This window comes from Microvirga sp. BSC39 (genome assembly GCF_000739015.1).
Taxonomy (GTDB): Bacteria; Pseudomonadota; Alphaproteobacteria; order Rhizobiales; family Beijerinckiaceae; genus Microvirga.
Window position 1 is genome coordinate 15,333 of the sequence record NZ_JPUG01000062.1, and the last position, 17,971, is coordinate 33,303.

Consider the following 17,971-nt stretch of genomic DNA (forward strand, 5'->3'; position numbering starts at 1 on the left):
GCAGACTTATCCAAGACGCCCGAGTGCCGGGAAGGTCTCCAGGAGCCAGAACGACATGTTGGTGATCCAGCCGGTGAGAAACGCGATGCCGGTCAGGACGAGGAGGACGCCCATGGTCTTCTCGATCAGCACGAACCGGGAGCGCACCCGCTTGAGAAGGGCCACGAAGGGCTTCATGGCGAAAGCGGCGAGCAGGAACGGAATGCCTAAGCCGGCCGAATAGGCGGCCAGCAGCAGGGCGCCCTGGGACACGCTGTCCTCCGAACCCGCCACGGTGAGGATCGCGGCCAGAACCGGGCCGATGCAGGGGGTCCAGCCGAAGGCGAAGGCCAAGCCCATCAAGTAGGCGCCCCAAAGCCCCACGGGCCGGGTCACGCTGAAGCGCGCCTCCCGGTAGAACAGGCCGATTCGGAACAGCCCGAGGAAGTGCAGGCCCATGACGATGATGGCAATGCCCGCCACGGTGCTCAGGACATCGAGGTATTGCCGGATCACCTGACCCAGAGCGGACGCGGTGGCGCCGAGCAGCACGAACACGGTCGAGAAGCCCGCCACGAACAGCAGCGCCGCCAGAACCGCCCTCCTCCGGACGGCGCGGTCGTCGCCTGCGCTCAATTGGTCAAAGGTGGTGCCGGCGAGAAACGACAGATAAGGCGGCACCAGCGGCAGAACGCAGGGGCTCAAAAAACTGATGAGCCCGCCAAGGGCCGCGGCCGGAAAGGAGACGCTGAGCATGACAAGCCTTTTAGAGCATCGTGCGGAAAAGTGGATCCGGTTTTCTGCGTCAACGATGCTCTCATCCGATGCTTTAGCCCGTCGCCCCTGTCTTAGAAAGCCGCTGAAACGCCGCTTCTCCAGCTTGTGAAGAGACCCGGTTTCCGGTTTGCTTAAGGTCATGACCAAAAGCCGCAATCTCATCACCGACGTGGCAGGCCTGCGCATCGGCAATGCCCATGACGCGACGCTCGGCTCCGGCGTCACCGTGGCCTTGTTTGACGAGCCTGCCGTCGCCTCGTGCTTTGCCATGGGCGGAGCGCCCGCCACACGCGAGACCGATCTGCTCGACCCCGACAAGATGGTGCCCGGCATCCATGGCGTCGTCCTTTCCGGCGGATCGGCCTTCGGGCTCGGTGCGGCGGGGGGTGTTCAGGCCTATCTCAGGGAACAGGGGATCGGCTTTGCCGTCCGGGAGGCTCTCGTCCCCATCGTGTGCCAAGCCTCCAGCTTCGATCTCATCAACGGCGGGAACAAGGACTGGGGCCGCTATCCGCCCTATCGCGAGCTCGGATATGAGGCCGCGGAACAGGCCGGGCCTGACTTCGATCTCGGCACCGCAGGCGGCGGCTATGGTGCAACCACAGCCAACCTGAAGGGCGGGCTCGGCTCGGCCAGTACCGCCACCTCCTCCGGACATACGGTCGGGGCGCTCGTGGTCGTGAATGCCGTCGCCTCAGCGGTGATCGGGAATGGCCCGCATTTCTGGGCCAGCGCCCATGAGGAGGGCAGCGAGTTCGGCGGGCTGGGGTTTCCCTCACATGTCGGTCCCGAGATGCGCTCGCTCATCTGGAAGGGCGGACCTCAGCCGGCCACGACCATCGCGCTGGTCGCCACCGATGCGGTGCTGACGAAGGCGCAGGCCAAGCGCCTTGCCATCGCGTCCCATGCGGGCCTCGCCCGGGGTTTGCGCTTCTCCCACGCCCTGTTCGATGGCGACACGATCTTTGCCGCCGCCACCGGGCGCAAAGCCTTGCGGGACGAGGCGGCAGAGTTCACGGAAATCATCGCCCTGGCCGCCGATTGCCTGACCCGCGCCATTGCCCGTGGCGTCTACGAGGCCACGGCCTTGCCCTATCCCGGTGCGCAACCGGCCTGGAGAGACCTGTTCGGGAAAAGTGGTTGAGGCTAGTGCAGCGCCGCTCCCCCTGTGGCGGAGGGGTACCCGGGATCTTGGCTGAGCCGCCACAGGAAACCCGCCACACGGGCTTCGAGACCATCCTGGGCTCGTCCGAGCGTACGATCCAGAACGGCCTGTACATTCTCGGTAGACGCCAGAAGAGCAGCAGCCAGCCGCGGGGACGCCGCGGCGACGAGCCTTGCCCAGTGCTGAGCCTCGCCGGCATCAATGACGAACCGGGTCCGCACCAGATCCATGAGCCTGTTCTCCGAAGGAGCCGGCTGGATCATGAGCAACGTGCTGTCGCAGCCGAACAGATCCTGGGCCGCACCGCGCATGGGAATCAGATAAGCGACCGCCGGCCCCTGCTCCTCTGTGGCCGGAAGAGGAATGGGACCGCGGAGCTGGTCAAACTGCCCAGCCGTGATGCGTTCAAGGCTCTCGCTCAGGGTTCGTTGAGCCGCAGCATCCGCAAATGCAATCTGATCCCTCCCAGTCATAGAGACCTGCGACAACCGGGACTCCATAGCCTGATTGCAAGCAAGAAGGCGACCGTTCCGGGTGAGAACCGCTGCGGGAGTGTCGAGGAACTGCAACGCAGCGACCGTTGATCGCGCTTGCCGCAATCCAATCTTTGTGAAGAGGAGAGCTGCACGTGCAAGGTGTGGCCGCAGCTGGTTGAGTCTCCTCCTCACTTCCCGTTCGAGAGGCCCTTGGTGATAGGAACGCTCAAAACGCAAGCAGACCCGACCTCCGCCAGGGATTTGCATAAGTGCACCGGCTGACCAACCGCCCCCCCGCGGACGGTGGAAGTCACGGTACATAGGCACCGAATCGAGCTCGCTGAGGGTAAAGATGTCTGTTTCATCGAAGAAATGTAGGCGTTTTCGCTGGATGCCGCGATCGGCCCATACATTTCTCAAATCCCAGCCTTCGGCATACCAGTCACAGAGAAATGTTTGGTAGCCCTCTGTAGCCACCCAGGTTCTTTCACCTCTACCGTTTGAGGCGACGACAAACCCACTGTGAGATCCCGCGACAGCGGAAATCTGCTCAAGAACCTGGAGCCACCGTTCGGGGAAGACCGCCGCTTCGTATATATTATTGATAAGCGTTAGGTCGCTTCCCCTCATTCACTCCCCCTTCGACGTTGGGGAGGATCATAAAAGCTTTAACCTCTCATTCAAGAACTTCCCCCTCCGAATGGATAGTATTTCACCCAGGTTGGGCGGCAATCAGAAGGGAAACGCAAAAGCCGTCTAGAACCGGTCCGCCCGATAGGGCTTGGAATCGACCATAGGCGTCTCGCCCGTGATCATCTCGGCGAGCAGCCGCCCCGTCACTGGGCCCAGGGTCAGGCCGTGATGGGCGTGGCCGAAGCCGAACCAGAGGTTCTTGTGGCGGGGCGCCGGCCCGATGACCGGCATCATGTCCGGGGTGCAGGGGCGCATGCCCATCCAGGGCTCCGGATCGACCCGCTCGCCCAGGGGAAAGAACTCCTTGGCGATGGGCTCGGCCCGCCCGAGCTGCACCGGCGTCTTGGGCGCATCGCGGTGAGCAAATTCCGCCCCTGTCGTGAGGCGGATGCCTTTCGACATCGGAGCCAGGAAATACCCGCGGTCGAAGTCGAGAGTCGGCCGGTTGAGCACCGCATTGCCCTGCGGCTTGTAATGCATGTGGTAGCCACGCTTGACCGCCAGCGGCAGGCTGTAGCCGAGGCGCTTCGTCACCAGGTCGGCCCAGGCACCGAGCGCCACGACGACGGCGCCGGCCTCCACGGGGCCTCTCTCGGTCTGGACGCGCCAGCCCGTGGCGGTCTCTTCAAGGGTCGTGGCGTCCCCTGCCGCCAGTTCGCCGCCGAGGCGCTCGAACAGGCCGACATAGCCCATGGTCAGCAGATGCGGGTCCGACACGGAGGCCGGATCGGTCCAGTGGATGCCACCCTTGGTTTCGACCTTCAGATGCGGTTCGCGCTCGGCCACCGCTTTGGTGTCGAGAGCGTCGAAGTTGACGCCGAAATCGCGCCGGACCTCTTCCGCATCGCGGAACTGCTCGTCACGGGTTTTCTCGTTACGGAACACCTTCATCCAGCCGGTCGGGCGGATGAGGTGCGTGGAGCCGGATTCCTCGGCCAGCGCCATGTGCTCGGTGACGCTGCGCTCGATCAGGGGCGCATACATGCGCGCGATAGCCTTGTGCTGGGCGGGACGCGAATGCATCCAATACTGCCACAGGAAGGGCGCGAGCTTCGGGATCGCCGCCCAGTGATAATGGGCATCGATGGTGTTGTTGAGCGCATAGCGAAGGAGCGCGCCGAAATCGTGCGGGAAGCCGTAAGGGTACACGCCCTCGCGCTGGATCAGGCCGGCATTGCCGAAGGAGGTCTCCTCGCCGGGCTTGCGCTTGTCGACGAGCAGGACCGACCGTCCGCGCTTCTGCAGATGCACGGCAATGGACACGCCGACGATTCCGGCCCCGAGAACAACCACATCCTTACGCATGAAGGCCCTGCCCCATCTCAGGCGCCCCTCAAGGACGAAGAGCGCGCTCATATCGTTCAAACGAGGCTTTTCTTTACTCCTCCTGGACCGAGGCCGTCCACGGATTTCCTTCTGCAAACGGACCTCTCCCCAGGTGAGTGGTATTGGATTGGTTTATGCGCTGTGCGCCAACGCCGTTGCCGTGGGGGCAGGCTCGTGGTAACGGCGCGGCCATGACACGCCCCCTGCTCATCGCCCCCTCCGTTCTCGCCTCCGACTTCTCCAAGCTCGGCGAAGAAATCCGCGCCATCGATGCCGCAGGCGCCGACTGGATCCACATCGACGTGATGGACGGTCACTTCGTGCCCAACATCACCATCGGGCCCGACGTGGTGAAGGCCCTGCGCCCCCACACCCAGAAGGTCTTCGACGTGCATCTGATGATCGCGCCGGTCGATCCCTACCTGGAGGCCTTCGACAAGGCCGGCGCTGACATCATCAGCATCCATGCGGAAGCTGGCCCGCACCTGCACCGGTCGCTCCAGACGATCCGGGCGCTGGGCAAGAAGGCCGGCGTGGTGCTCAACCCCGGCACCCATGAGTCCGCCATCGAGCCCGTGCTCGACATGGTCGATCTCGTCTTGCTCATGACCGTCAATCCGGGCTTCGGCGGCCAAGCCTTCATCGGGGCGGTCTGCGACAAGGTTCGACGGATCAAGGCGATGGTGGGCGATCGCGACATCGACATCGAGATCGACGGCGGCGTGACGGCCGAGACCGCCCCACTGGTGGCTGCCGCCGGGGCCAATGCGCTGGTCGCCGGCTCCGCCACCTTCAAGGGCGGTCCTTCCGCCTATGCGGCCAACATGGCGGCCATTCGCGAGGCGGCGGCAAAGGCGCGTTAAGCGCCCTGCCGCGCCAGCAGTGCTCAGTACACGCTGAAGTCGCTATGCGTCATCTTCAGGTTTTTCGCGAGGGTAGCGAATTTGATCTGCGCCGCTCCGCCGGTGCCGTCCGAGTCATAATAGAGGGCGCCGGCCTTCTTGTCGTAGATGACGCGGTCGCCCTTATCATGGGCCTTTGACCCGGTGTGGAAAGCGGGGGCCGAAAGCCATCCGCGCTTGAGCTTCACGAAGGCGGCATCATCCAGATAGATGGTGTCGTTCTTCACCGAGTAGTCGACGATCCGGTCCACATTGGTTTTCTTGTTCGGCGCGGCATCGAACACGAAACCGTCCCGTCCGGTACCGCCGGTCAACCTGTCGTTTCCGTCTCCGCCATAAAGCCAATCATTGCCGCCGCGTGCATTCAACACATCGGACCCGAGATTGCCCCGCAGCGTGTTGGTCACGGCGCTACCATCAATTCTGTCGCCGAATTGGCCGCCATAGACGCTCTCGATCTCCGTGAAGCGATCGGTGGTTCCGAAGCCGTCCCGGGCCACACCGCTGACGAGATCGACCGTCACACCTCCGAGACCGCCGCGGGTTTTGTCGACCGAATAGGAGATGGCATCCGTGCCGGCACCTCCGGCGATGATGTCGTCACCGCCCATGCCTTGGAAGGTCTCATCACGGGATGAACCAGTGAGAGTGTCGGCATTGCCCGTTCCACGAACAGCTTCGATGCCGGCCACGGTATCTGTCTGGCCCCACTGATCCCGCACCCATCCCGCCGCAAGGTCGACGACGATCGCGCCCGGTCCGGCATAATCCACATAGGAGAGCGTATCGAAGCCCTCTCCCCCGTCCAGGGTGTCGGCTCCCTCGCCACCAGAGAGGAAGTCGTTTCCGGCAAGTCCATAGATCTGGTCGTTCCCTCTCAGCCCGAAGAGGGTGTTGTCGAGGTTGTTGCCGGTCAGAGTGTCCGCATAATAGGTGCCCTCGAGCCCCTCGATGGAGATCAGGCGGTCCGTCCCGCCCCAAGGGTCGGAGACACTGCCCTGCCGGAGATCGATCACGGCTCCTCGGCTGTTCTCGTCCCCGCCGGCAATTTCGTAGTTCCAGTAGGAAATGAGGTCGTAACCGGCGCCCCCATCGATCACGTCGTTGCCGGAACCCGGCGTCACGTCATCGTCTCCTGCACCGCTGGTGACGGTGTCGTTCCCGTCGTAGCCATAGAACGAATCCCGGCCAGCGCTGCCGATCAGGACATCCGAGCCGCTGAAGAGATGGCTGACCAAGCCGATCTCGCTGAACATGTCGACACCGAACTTCGGCCCGACCTCGCTCAGAGCGATGTTCAACCCGCTGATTTCCGCGACCTTCTTATCGTATGCGGAATCCCAGAGAGCGATGCTCGTGATCGTGCCGGCCATCCAGGGATTTTCCTGGCTGCGATCGTATTGAGAACCGTACCCGGTCAGAACGACACGGTTCAGATCCGACGTCCCGAGCACGATGACAGTAGGCGACGTGTAGCGGACGGATCCCTGCCCGACTCCATTGAAGAAGGAGTTGATCCGGAAAAGCTCATCTGGGTAATTCGGGGTTGTCGTCAGGACGCTCATTGAACTTCCACCTATAAGAACTGATATACAATCACATCGCATAGCGAGATTGTCCAGCAGCACGCGCAGGTTGTTCCAAGATCTCCACGAGTCAGGCACTTCGGCACCGGCATCCCTTGCCTTGGAGCCGCTCATCCAATAGCGATCACCGCATCATTCGCTCAGATCCGCCGACCGGTAATGCAAGGTCGGCATGCCACCCACGAGAGACGACTGTTCTCTCGAATGGAATGGACAGCACCGCTTGCAGGAGATGCCAACGTGATCCCCCGTTACAGCCGTCCCGAGATGGTGGCCATCTGGTCGCCGGAAACCAAGTTCCGCATCTGGTTCGAGATCGAGGCTCACGCCACCACGGCCCTTGCCAATCTCGGCGTCGTGCCGAAGGAAGCGGCGGAGACGGTGTGGGAGAAGGGTTCGAAGGCCACCTTCGACGTGGAGCGGATCGACGCCATCGAGCGCGAGGTCAAGCACGACGTCATCGCGTTCCTCACGCATCTCTCCGAGATCGTCGGCCCCGAGGCCCGCTTCGTCCACCAGGGCATGACCTCGTCCGACGTCCTCGACACCACGTTCAACGTGCAGCTCGCCCGCGCCACCGACATCCTGCTGCGCGACATGGATGAGCTGCTCGCCGCCATCAAGCGCCGCGCCCTCGAGCACAAGATGACGCCGACCATCGGCCGCTCGCACGGCATCCACGCGGAGCCTACCACCTTCGGCCTGAAACTCGCTCAGGCCTATGCCGAGTTCGAGCGCTGCAAGCTCCGCCTGATCGAGGCCCAGCGGGAGATCTCCACCTGCGCGATCTCCGGCGCCGTCGGCACCTTCGCCAACATCGACCCGTCCGTCGAGGAATACGTGGCCGAGCAGATGGGCCTGTCCGTCGAGCCGGTCTCGACCCAGGTGATCCCGCGTGACCGGCACGCCATGTATTTCGCCACGCTCGGCGTCATCGCCTCCTCCATCGAGCGGCTGGCCACGGAAGTGCGCCACCTGCAGCGCAGCGAGGTGCTGGAGGCCGAGGAGTTCTTCTCGGCCGGCCAGAAGGGCTCCTCCGCCATGCCGCACAAGCGCAACCCGGTGCTCACGGAGAACCTGACGGGCTTGGCCCGCATGGTGCGCGCCTATGCCATGCCGGCCATGGAGAACGTGGCCCTCTGGCACGAGCGGGACATCTCCCACTCGTCCGTCGAGCGCATAATCGGGCCGGACGCCACCGTGACCCTGGATTTCGCCCTCGCGCGCCTCACCAACGTGATCGACAAGCTCGTGGTCTACCCGGAGAACATGCAAAAGAACCTGGACCGCCTCGGCGGCCTCGTCCACTCGCAGCGGGTTCTCCTGGCCCTGACCCAGAAGGGCGCCTCCCGCGAGGACGCCTACCGGCTCGTCCAGCGCAACGCCATGCCGGTGTGGCGCGGCGAAGGCGACTTCCTGACCCTGCTCAAGAACGATGCCGACGTGACGAAATACCTGTCGGCTGAGGAGATCGAGACCTGCTTCGACCTCGGCTACCACTTCAAGCATGTGGACACGATCTTCACCCGGGTTTTCGGCGCCGCATAGCCTTGGGGTAAGGAGTTGAAGAGGGGCGCTTGAACGAGGCTCAAGCGCCCTTTATCTCCGGGGCATGAAAACCTCCGATTGCGACATCCTCATCGTTCCAGGCTATGAAAACTCCGGCGCGGACCATTGGCAGAGCCGATGGGAGCGCCAGCTCTCGACCGCGTGGCGGGTCGAGCAGGAGAACTGGGACGCTCCCGACAGGGACGCCTGGGTCGAGCGCATCGCCCAGGACGTGAAACGGGCCGAGAAGCCGGTCGTGCTGGTCGGCCACAGCCTCGGGGTGCTGGCCATCGCCCATGCGGCCCCTCACCTGGTGAAGGGCAAGGTCCAGGGCGCCTTTCTGGTCAGCATGCCGGACGTGGAGCGGCCCGACTTCATCCCGGCCATCGACCGCGCCTTCGCGCCGATCCCGCGCGATCCCTTCCCGTTTCCGTCGATCCTGGTTGCGAGCCGCACCGACCCCCATTGCGACTACGCCAAGGCGGAGGACATCGCCTACGCCTGGGGGGCAGCTATCGTGGATGCGGGGGATGCCGGGCATCTCAACACGGAAAGCGGCCACGGCCCCTGGCCCGAGGGGCTCATGCGCTTCGCTGGCTTTCTGAAGCAGCTGTAGGGCACCGTCTCCGCTGTCATTCCGGGCTGTCGCTGCGCTCGCCCCGGAATGACAGCGGGAGCTGAATTGGGGAAACTGCAATCGTCCTCCACATGACGAAAAGTTCATGCGGCAGTCATGGGGGTGAGAGCGGGATAGGAGCAATCTTGTCCTTATCGTCACCACGGAGGACATCCGCATGAAGACAGTTGCCACCCTCGCTCTTGCAGCCCTGCTGACCAGCCCCGGCACCTATGCCGCGGCCCAGCAGACGCCGACGCCTGAGGCGCCGACAGCCTCGCAGGACCAAGGCCGGCAGGATCGCCGTCCCCGGCTGAGCCGGGACGACTTCAACCGCCTCGTCGATGCCCGCATCGCCTCGATCAGGGCCGGCCTGAAGCTCAGCGCCGATCAGGAGCGCCTCTGGGCACCGGTGGAGAGCGCCATCCGCACGTCCGCCGGCGAGCGGTTCACCCGCATGCAGGAGCGCCCCAGCCGCGACGAGCGCCGGTCCATGGACTTCATGCAGCGCCTCGAGCGGCGCAGCGCCATGGTGACGGAGCGGGCCCAGCGCTCGACGGCCGTCACGACGGCTCTTCGCCCCCTCTGGGATACGTTCACCGAGGACCAGAAGCGGATCGCTCCCCGGCTCATGCGGGAGGCCGTCGACAATGACGGCCCGCGCTGGCACGAGCGTGGCGGACGCCGTGGACGCGGGGACCATCACCGCATGGGCATGATGGAGCACGGCCGCGGTGGGATGCATCATGGCGGTCCGCGCGCTCCGGCTCAGCAGCAGTAAGCACCCGAAATGCAAAAAGGCCGCCCAACGGGCGGCCTTCCTGTTTTCGAAACCGGCTGTTCGCGGATTAGCGCGAATAGAACTCGATCACGAGGTTCGGTTCCATCTGGACCGGGTACGGCACTTCCGACAGGGTCGGGATGCGCGTGACGCGAGCAGTCATCTTGGAGTGATCGACCTCGATGTAGTCCGGAACGTCGCGCTCGGCGAGCTGGCTCGCCACCACGACGACTTCGAGCTGCTTCGACTTGTCCTTGACCTCGATCACGTCACCCGGCTTCACGAGGAAGCTCGGGATGTTCACGCGGCGGCCGTTGACCTTCACGTGACCATGGTTGACGAACTGACGGGCGGCGAAGGGGGTCGCGACGAACTTCGCGCGGTACACGACCGCGTCGAGACGGCGCTCGAGCAGGCCGACCAGGTTCTCACCGGAGTCGCCCTTCTGGCGGATCGCCTCCGCGTAGTAGCGGCGGAACTGCTTCTCGGTGATGTTGGCGTAGTAGCCCTTGAGCTTCTGCTTGGCGCGCAGCTGCGTGCCGAAGTCAGACATCTTGCCCTTGCGGCGCTGGCCGTGCTGGCCGGGGCCGTATTCGCGGCGGTTCACAGGGCTCTTCGGGCGGCCCCAGATATTCTGACCCATACGGCGGTCAAGCTTGTGCTTGGCCTGAATGCGCTTCGACATCGCTGTTCCTCTTTGTTGTCGAATTTGCGAGGAACGCGCCCTCCTCTTCCCCTCATGCCGAGGAAGCCAAAAGGCTGTCTCGGGGGACGGGACGACAGGCCGACTTAGAGCCGGGCCACGGGAGCGTAAAAAGTTACGCGGCCCGTGAGGACCGCGCGAACGGGTGGGGTTTAGGCGGAAAAGGCGGGAAAGTCAATCTTCCATTGGTCATCCCGGGGCTGCGCAGCAGAACCCGGGATCGCATGACGGAAATAGCGCCTTATCCTGCGCCCGATCCCAGATCTTCGCTGCGCTTTGTCCGGGATGACGAGGAAATGGTTTACCCCATCAGCAGCGGCATGTCCTCGATGGCCAGGACCGGCAGGCCCTTGTCCTGCAAGGCTCCCCGCAGGGCTGGGCTGATCCCCGCGCCGCTGGTGAACACGGCCACGGCTTCATTCTCGTCCGCCTCATGGCCGGGCACCGGCTGTCCGATCAGCTGCGTCACCCGGCGGGCGATGGCAGGCGCCGGATCGATCCAGGTGACGGGCCAGGGCGCCAGGGCCTGGAAGCGCGGCAGGAGAAGCGGATAGTGGGTGCAGGCCAAGGCCACCACATCCGTCCGCCCACCCTCGTCCGCGACGAAGCAGGGCTGCAGCTCGGCCATCAGTTCGTCATCGGAGACGGGCTCACCGGCCATCTCGGCCTCGGCGATGCCTGCGAGGCGGCGGGATCCCACGAGGTTGACCTTGCAGCCTGCCGCATAGGTTTCGATGAGGTCGCGGGTATAGTCCCGCGCCACCGTGCCGGGGGTGGCCAGCACCGTGATGTAGCCTGTCCGCGTGATCTGGGCGGCCGGCTTGATCGCCGGGACGGTGCCCACGAAGGGCACGGAAAACCGCTCGCGCAGATGCGGCAGCACGACGGTGGACGCGGTGTTGCAGGCCACCACCACGAGGTCGGGATCGTGCAGGGCGATCAGCCGCTCCATGACGCTGACGACCCGCTCCGCCAAGACGGCTTCGCTCAGGTGCCCGTAGGGAAAGCCCGCATCGTCCGCCGCATAGACGTAGCGGGCATCCGGGCGGACCTTCAGGACTTCCGAGAACACCGTGAGGCCGCCGAGGCCTGAATCGAACACGAGAATGGTGGGAACGGGAGACGGCATGACGGCAGGATTATAGGTCGCCCCGGCCAGAAGATCGACACGCATGACACACCCTTACGAACGCAACTTATCGATGAAGTCGGACAGACCCTGCTTGGTTTCCGGCGGCGCCATGTTCAGCCGGCGGCGCGGCCCCGGCTCTTCCTTCTTCTCCTGTCCCTCGGCCTTGGGCATCTGGGCCGAGAGGCGCCGCACGGGCCAGCCGTCGCTCCAGGTGCCCATGTCGACGAATTTCGGGTCGCGGGTGAGAGCGGCGGCGTCCTTGCCGGCAAACGCCGCCTCGGCGGCGATGTCGAAGGTCTTCCAGTAGGCGAGGTAATCGAGGGTGTCGGTGCCGTTGTTGCCGAGCTGCTGCGTGAGAATGGTCTGCGGACCGGAGAGCGCCATATCGGCGCTCCAGCGCCAGGTGTTCTTCTGCTTCGGGTCGCGGGGCGGATCGGGCGGCAGCTTGATGGCGGCGGCGTCGTAGTCCGCCTTCGGCGAGCCCGGAGAGGCGAGCGTCGCGGTGATCGCCGGGAAGCCGTGATCGTCGGAACCGGCCCGCATGAAGAGCTTGCGGGTGGCGGGCACGGCGCTCGCCTGCTGAAGAATGAGTTTCGAGGCGCGGTCGGCAGGCAGGTAATCCCGGTCGCCGCTCATGGTGATGATGAGGGTCTGCGGATCGATGGTCGAGAGGTCCCGCAGCATGATGCCGCGCTCCTTCTCGTTGGAGGCGATGCCGCCCGCCATCAGGCCGAAGATCAGCTTCGGGGTCGGCACCTTGCCCGCGCCCGCCCCGGCCGCGAGATTGAGCGCCAGCGGCACCCCCGCCGAATGGCCGATGAGGGCGACCCGCTCCCGGTCGGGCCTCGCGTTCGGATCGTTGGCCAGCTCCGCCAGGGCGGCTTCGATCAGGGTCTCGGCCAGGGCGGTGGCGTCCGTTGGCCGCGAGCGGTTCACTTCCTGGAAGCGCGGGAAGAGAACGAGATGGCCCTTGCGGGCGAGATGGTCGATCCAGCCCCCGTAAAGCGCCGGGTTCACGGCGCCCCAGGAATGGAGAAAGATCACGACCGGGCGCGGCTTCGCAGGCGCATCGCTGCCGTGGAACACGAAGGTTCCGGCGCTGGCCGTGCCGACCCCACGCTTGACGACTTCGGTGACCTTGTAGTCGCGCCCGCCCGGCCCCTGCTCGGGCTGCTGCGGCGGGGTTGCCGCCTGCGCCCAGGGGGCAGCCAGGGAGACGCCAAGGACCAGAAAAGGCAGCAGGGAACGGCGCATCGTCGTCTCGAACTCAGATCACACTCGGGCAGATAGAGCCCGGGCGTAATAAAGCCACGATTTGTTTAAGGTTTTCTCAACCTGCGTCCTTCCGCAAGGGCACGAATCGCTCCCCGCAGGGTGCGCACCTCCTGCTCGGTCATTTCGAGACGATGGAAGATGTCCCGCATGTTCCGGGTCATGATCGGCTTCTTGTCCTCAGGATAAAAATTCACGGCGTCGAGCTCGGCCTCGATGTAGTCGAAGAAGGACGTCACCGACTCCCGGGTCGCCGGCGGAGAGATTCGGCCGCCCTCGAACGGCAGCGCGCCGCCGGTGGCGAGCTTGTACCATTCGTACGAGACGAGGAGGACCGCCTGCGCCAGGTTGAGGGAGGAAAACTTCGGATCGACCGGGAAGGTGATGATGGCATCCGCCAGGGACACCTCGTCGTTCTCGAGCCCCGTGCGCTCGCGCCCGAACAGGATGCCGACGCCCTGCCCTGCGCCAAGCCGCCCCTGCGCCTCCGTCATGGCATCGTCGGGCGCGAAAACCCGCTTCATCTGCCCGCGCTCGCGCGCCGTGGTGGCGAAGACGAAATTGAGGTCGGCGATGGCCTCGCGGACCGTATCGTAGAGCTTGGCGCCTTCCAGCACATGAGTCGCGCCGGAAGCCGCCGAATGCGCGCCTTTCTTGGGCCAGCCGTTGCGCGGCGACACGAGGCGCAGCTCCGAGAGCCCGAAATTGGCCATGGCCCGAGCCACCATGCCGACATTTTCGGCGAGCTGCGGTTCCACGAGGATGATGATCGGTCGGGCCATGGTGGTGTTCGGGAGAAGTCAATCGGTGTCGGTTGCGCACCCATACAGTGAAAGACGCTTCCACGCCTAGGCGTGCCAACCTCATACAAGACAAAAGCCTCCCCGACCTTTGTCGAGGAGGCGCTGCACACGCGGGATGGGCGGCCTACCAGCAGCCCCAACCGCAATAGTAGTGCGGACGGGCGGCCGCGGCGCCGAGCACGGCGCCGCCGACGACACCCACTGCGGCGCCGGCCGCAGCCTGATTGGCGGCGGCATTCGACTGAGCGACGTTGTTGCGGTAGCCCGCATTCACGCAGCGGCTGTAGGTGGCAGTGCCGGGCTTCAGCCCGGTTTCCCGGCAGACGGATTCGGCATTGCTCATGGATTGTTCGGCCGTCTGGCAGCCGGCCAGAACCAAGGCCGTCGCTCCGAGAATAAATGCAAGACGCATGTCAGCTCCCTTCATGTTGAACGATGTTCACGACAGCACCGTGGTTCGGCTTTGCGCCGCATGCCCCAGAGGAAGCCGTCGGAACGGGATGCTCTGAACTACGGTTAAGCTTTGCTTTCCGTGCGGCAGCACACGCGGTGTGGTGAATTTTCCCTTTCCGGGAACTTGGACCCACAGATGTCTCTTATTTCCTGCACGATTCACGTTGGATCGTCACGTTTCGATCCAGGGTCCGAGGTCATGAAGTGCCGCGTTTGCCTTCTCTAGTGGGTGCTGTGATGTGCCTGATCCTCTGGTCGGCAGGCCAAGCGGCGGCAGCGCCCCTGGTGGCAGGATCGTCGGGAGCGCCCACGCCCCTGTTCCATGGCAACTGGTGCGGTGCGGGCGACATGAACCGCGCCTCCCCGGTCGATGCGCTGGACGCCGCCTGCCGCGCCCACGATCTCTGCTATGAGCGGGTCGGCCGCGGTGCCTGCCAATGCGACAGGGCCCTCCTCAGGGCGACCGCTGTCCTGGTCAAAAGTCCCCGAACCCCGGAAGCGGTCCGCAGCAAGGCCGCCACCGTGAATTCGCTCTTCAGCGCAACGATCTGCACCGAGCCGGAGAAAATGCCACGCCGGGCGGGACAGGGCTGAATTCCTTTGCGGCTCCCACCTTCCCCCCTGGCCTCAACCGCGCTATAGCCGCGGCAACCGCCTGCCGCCGGGCAGGACTGTTCCAGCTATCCAAGCGCAAGGTGAGATCATGGCGAAGATCAAGGTTGCCAATCCGGTCGTCGAACTCGACGGCGACGAGATGACCCGCATCATTTGGCAGTTCATCAAAGACAAGCTGATCCACCCCTACCTCGACATCGACCTGAAGTACTACGACCTGGGCGTCGAGCACCGCGACGCCACCAACGACAAGGTCACCGTCGAGGCCGCCGAGGCCATCAAGAAGTACGGCGTCGGCGTGAAGTGCGCCACCATCACGCCGGACGAGGCCCGCGTGAAGGAGTTCAACCTCAAGGAAATGTGGAAGTCGCCCAACGGCACGATCCGAAACATCCTGGGCGGCGTGATCTTCCGCGAGCCCATCATCTGCAAGAACGTTCCGCGCCTCGTGCCCGGCTGGACCCAGCCGATCATCGTCGGCCGCCACGCCTTCGGCGACCAGTACAAGGCCACGGACTTCAAGGTGCCCGGCAAGGGCCGCCTGACCATCAAGTTCGAGGGCGAGGACGGCACGGTGATCGAGAAGGAAATCTTCAAGTTCCCGGACGCCGGCGTCGCCATGGGCATGTACAACCTGGACGAGTCGATCCGCGACTTCGCCCGCGCCTCGCTGAACTACGGCCTGAACCGCAAGTACCCGGTCTATCTCTCCACGAAGAACACGATCCTCAAGGCCTATGACGGCCGCTTCAAGGACATCTTCGAGGAGATCTACCAGAACGAGTTCAAGGCGAAGTTCGACGCCGCCGGCATCCACTACGAGCACCGCCTCATCGACGACATGGTGGCCTCGGCCCTCAAGTGGTCGGGCGGCTATGTGTGGGCGTGCAAGAACTATGACGGCGACGTGCAGTCCGACACCGTGGCCCAGGGCTTCGGCTCGCTCGGCCTTATGACCTCCGTGCTGATGACGCCGGATGGCCAGACCGTCGAGGCGGAAGCCGCCCACGGCACCGTGACCCGCCACTACCGCGAGCACCAGAAGGGCAAGGAGACCTCGACCAACTCCATCGCGTCGATCTTCGCCTGGACCCGCGGCCTCGCGCACCGGGCCAAGCTCGACAACAACGAGGAGCTCGCCCGCTTCGCCCAGACCCTCGAGAAGGTCTGCATCGACACGGTCGAGTCCGGTTACATGACCAAGGACCTCGCGCTGCTCGTCGGCGCCGAGCAGAAGTGGCTCTCCACCACCGGCTTCCTCGACAAGATCGACGAGAACCTCAAGAAGGCGATGGCGGCTTAAGCGGAATCCCTTCTTCATCGCACTTCGGATGGCCGGGCTTGTCCCGGCCATTTGCGTTATGGGACGCCGCGAAAGCCCTACCGGTAGCGACAGCCGCCTCACGGAACACATCCGGGCTCCGACGGGGGTTCGCCTCCTGGACGGGCACGAGATCCCATGAGGAGGTTCGACCATGAGCGACCAGACGAATTCCGGCGAAGGCCCCCTGGCCTATGCTGTCAGAGAATACCACCGGCTCTTCGAGGATGCGCGGCTCGGCCACAGACCATGGGACGAGGACGCCACCTTGCGACCGCTCGCTATGAAGACTCATGTGACCGTGGAGGAGCTTCGCGAAGCGGTGAAGCCGTCTTCGTCCCGGTAGCAAGCAGCTTGCAAGCCGTCTGAAAAAGCCCGGCATGCGCCGGGCTTTTTCACGTCCAAAGCTCGACAATATTCATGATATGAAACAAGAATTCATTTTATGTTCTGACGGGGACCACCAGAACAGATCCAAGAGGCTGCCAGGATGAAAACCGGGAGGCACACATGCAGCTCAATGGAATTCACGATCTCATCCCATTTCTAAACCACCTCGACAGGGAGAGTATTTACTACCGGTTGGACCATCTAAGAGACGACTCCATCATGGTGTCGTTCACGCTTGTAGGGGTTCGAGTCGAACTCGACTTCTTCAGTGATCATGTCGAGTTCAGCTACTTCCAAGGCACAGAAGCCGTCGAGACCGACACTGGGCTGCTCGAGCGGCTGATGCGGGAACACTGGGGGGATGATTGATCTGGCTCGAGAGCCTTGAGCGACGCTCAGCCCTTCCATACCGAGCCTCTTGCGCCTCGACTCATACGATCCGGCATCACGATTGATGTTATCCGCAGCAACCACCCGTCTGTCGAAAATGGAGATAAGGTGCATCGCCAATGAGTGACGAACCTAGACATAAACGCTTCGGCGATACAATGAGCGATTATATCGTGCAGGTCGCTAATGAACTGCCTTTCGATGCTGTGGGTATGTGGCAGATCGTGCCGGGAGGGCGTCGTGGCTTCGGCCTCGAAGGCGATGCCTTGACTGACTACGTTCGCCGCTGCATCGGCGAACTCCTATCCCGCGGCGCGGTGCCAGTCATTGGCGGCGGACCTGATGGACCGCATCTTTGGATCTTGCAGCGCCAGTATGGCTCCAAACCTGAGGAGATCACCGAGAATATTATTAGAGAATGGCTCGCCAATGGCGCACAGGACGAGGATCCGGGTGGGCTGTGGTTTTCCCTGCCAGAGGATGCTTGGACGCCGCCATCTTAGAATCTGCGAGGAGTAAAGAACTATGCCAGAGGCCAAACCCATGATGACCGGCGGCTGCCAGTGTGGCGCGGTGCGCTATGCACTCATGTCCGAGCCGACCCATGCCAGCATCTGCCATTGCCGCATGTGCCAGAAGGCCTTCGGCAGCTACTTCGCGCCGCTCACCGGCGTGCCGCGCAAGGATCTGGTCTGGGCGAAGGGCCGGCCCGGCATCTTCAAGAGCTCGGAGGCGGTGGAGCGCGGGTTCTGCCGGGATTGCGGCACGCCGCTGACCTTCTCTTACGTGGAGCGCGACCGCATCACGGTCTCCATCGGGAGCCTCGACGAGCCGGGCCGGATCACGCCCGAAATCCAGTACGGGGTCGAGAGCAGGCTTCCATTCTTCGAGAAGCTGCACACCCTTCCCGGCCAGCGGACGGAGGACGACGCCTCGCCGGAGGAGCTGAGAAAGATGGCCTCGCGGCAGCACCCGGACCACGATTGAGGACTTGTAGCCTCCTGGAGCTCGGGGTCCGCACCTCCAGAGCAGCCAGCGAACGG

20 protein-coding genes are annotated in these 17,971 nt (G+C 64.0%); 11 read left to right on the forward strand and 9 right to left on the reverse strand.

Annotated elements, in window-relative coordinates:
- Positions 1–6: 6 nt before the first annotated feature.
- The gene (locus MA07_RS11345) at positions 7–735 is read right to left on the reverse strand and encodes a cytochrome c biogenesis protein CcdA (RefSeq protein ID WP_036350621.1); all 729 of its coding nucleotides are present in this window, start codon (positions 733–735) and stop codon (positions 7–9) included.
- 160 nt (positions 736–895) lie between these two features.
- Here MA07_RS11345 and MA07_RS11350 point away from each other — a divergent pair, with 160 nt between their 5' ends.
- Positions 896–1,900, forward strand: coding sequence for a P1 family peptidase (locus MA07_RS11350; protein WP_036350623.1), 1,005 nt, complete (start codon positions 896–898; stop codon positions 1,898–1,900).
- Between the two features lie 2 nt (positions 1,901–1,902).
- On the opposite strand, the gene MA07_RS29620 is transcribed toward MA07_RS11350, so the two are convergent.
- Both MA07_RS29620 and MA07_RS11360 read right to left on the reverse strand, forming a co-directional pair.
- Positions 1,903–2,394 (reverse strand): hypothetical protein, encoded by a 492-nt coding sequence (locus MA07_RS29620; RefSeq protein WP_152568832.1) that lies wholly within the window; start codon positions 2,392–2,394, stop codon positions 1,903–1,905.
- Between the two features lie 759 nt (positions 2,395–3,153).
- A complete protein-coding gene (locus MA07_RS11360; protein ID WP_036351258.1) occupies positions 3,154–4,395 on the reverse strand; it encodes an FAD-dependent oxidoreductase in 1,242 nt (413 codons plus the stop codon).
- A gap of 212 nt (positions 4,396–4,607) precedes the next feature.
- Here MA07_RS11360 and rpe point away from each other — a divergent pair, with 212 nt between their 5' ends.
- Positions 4,608–5,279 carry a ribulose-phosphate 3-epimerase gene (gene rpe / locus MA07_RS11365; protein ID WP_036350628.1) on the forward strand — a complete coding sequence of 224 codons (672 nt, stop codon included), beginning with the start codon at positions 4,608–4,610 and terminating at the stop codon, positions 5,277–5,279.
- Between the two features lie 23 nt (positions 5,280–5,302).
- Here rpe and MA07_RS27790 read toward each other — a convergent pair whose 3' ends face one another.
- Entirely contained in the window at positions 5,303–6,883 is a 1,581-nt protein-coding gene (locus MA07_RS27790; RefSeq protein WP_052003089.1) for a calcium-binding protein, read from the reverse strand.
- A gap of 261 nt (positions 6,884–7,144) precedes the next feature.
- Here MA07_RS27790 and purB point away from each other — a divergent pair, with 261 nt between their 5' ends.
- From purB to MA07_RS27795, 3 genes are all read left to right on the forward strand, one after another.
- Positions 7,145–8,452, forward strand: coding sequence for an adenylosuccinate lyase (gene purB / locus MA07_RS11375; protein WP_036351262.1), 1,308 nt, complete (start codon positions 7,145–7,147; stop codon positions 8,450–8,452).
- A gap of 64 nt (positions 8,453–8,516) precedes the next feature.
- The gene (locus tag MA07_RS11380) at positions 8,517–9,068 is read left to right on the forward strand and encodes an alpha/beta hydrolase (protein ID WP_036350631.1); all 552 of its coding nucleotides are present in this window, start codon (positions 8,517–8,519) and stop codon (positions 9,066–9,068) included.
- A 178-nt stretch (positions 9,069–9,246) separates the two neighbouring features.
- A complete protein-coding gene (locus tag MA07_RS27795; protein WP_052003090.1) occupies positions 9,247–9,849 on the forward strand; it encodes a Spy/CpxP family protein refolding chaperone in 603 nt (200 codons plus the stop codon).
- Between the two features lie 67 nt (positions 9,850–9,916).
- Here MA07_RS27795 and rpsD read toward each other — a convergent pair whose 3' ends face one another.
- The 5 genes from rpsD to MA07_RS11410 form a co-directional block, all read right to left on the reverse strand.
- Entirely contained in the window at positions 9,917–10,534 is a 618-nt protein-coding gene (gene rpsD / locus MA07_RS11390) for a 30S ribosomal protein S4 (RefSeq protein WP_036350633.1), read from the reverse strand.
- Between the two features lie 319 nt (positions 10,535–10,853).
- On the reverse strand, positions 10,854–11,726 hold the full coding sequence (gene murI / locus MA07_RS11395) for a glutamate racemase (RefSeq protein ID WP_036350634.1): 873 nt from the start codon (positions 11,724–11,726) through the stop codon (positions 10,854–10,856).
- 9 nt (positions 11,727–11,735) lie between these two features.
- Complete coding sequence (locus MA07_RS11400; protein WP_081928929.1) at positions 11,736–12,938, reverse strand: alpha/beta hydrolase; 1,203 nt, start codon at positions 12,936–12,938, stop codon at positions 11,736–11,738.
- Between the two features lie 65 nt (positions 12,939–13,003).
- Positions 13,004–13,738, reverse strand: coding sequence for an RNA methyltransferase (locus MA07_RS11405; protein ID WP_036350636.1), 735 nt, complete (start codon positions 13,736–13,738; stop codon positions 13,004–13,006).
- Positions 13,739–13,883: 145 nt separating this feature from the next.
- Complete coding sequence (locus MA07_RS11410; protein ID WP_036350637.1) at positions 13,884–14,171, reverse strand: hypothetical protein; 288 nt, start codon at positions 14,169–14,171, stop codon at positions 13,884–13,886.
- Between the two features lie 278 nt (positions 14,172–14,449).
- On the opposite strand from MA07_RS11410, the gene MA07_RS11415 reads away from it, so the two are divergent.
- The 6 genes from MA07_RS11415 to MA07_RS11440 all read left to right on the forward strand — a co-directional run bounded on the left by MA07_RS11415 (position 14,450) and on the right by MA07_RS11440 (position 17,915).
- On the forward strand, positions 14,450–14,806 hold the full coding sequence (locus MA07_RS11415) for a phospholipase A2 family protein (RefSeq protein ID WP_036350639.1): 357 nt from the start codon (positions 14,450–14,452) through the stop codon (positions 14,804–14,806).
- A 109-nt stretch (positions 14,807–14,915) separates the two neighbouring features.
- Positions 14,916–16,130 carry an NADP-dependent isocitrate dehydrogenase gene (locus tag MA07_RS11420; protein WP_036350640.1) on the forward strand — a complete coding sequence of 405 codons (1,215 nt, stop codon included), beginning with the start codon at positions 14,916–14,918 and terminating at the stop codon, positions 16,128–16,130.
- 172 nt (positions 16,131–16,302) lie between these two features.
- Positions 16,303–16,494 carry a hypothetical protein gene (locus MA07_RS11425; RefSeq protein ID WP_036350641.1) on the forward strand — a complete coding sequence of 64 codons (192 nt, stop codon included), beginning with the start codon at positions 16,303–16,305 and terminating at the stop codon, positions 16,492–16,494.
- A 164-nt stretch (positions 16,495–16,658) separates the two neighbouring features.
- Complete coding sequence (locus MA07_RS11430) at positions 16,659–16,907, forward strand: hypothetical protein (RefSeq protein WP_036350642.1); 249 nt, start codon at positions 16,659–16,661, stop codon at positions 16,905–16,907.
- A 140-nt stretch (positions 16,908–17,047) separates the two neighbouring features.
- Positions 17,048–17,431, forward strand: coding sequence for a hypothetical protein (locus MA07_RS11435; protein ID WP_036350643.1), 384 nt, complete (start codon positions 17,048–17,050; stop codon positions 17,429–17,431).
- A gap of 22 nt (positions 17,432–17,453) precedes the next feature.
- Entirely contained in the window at positions 17,454–17,915 is a 462-nt protein-coding gene (locus MA07_RS11440) for a GFA family protein (protein WP_036350645.1), read from the forward strand.
- The last annotated feature ends 56 nt before the right edge of the window (positions 17,916–17,971 follow it).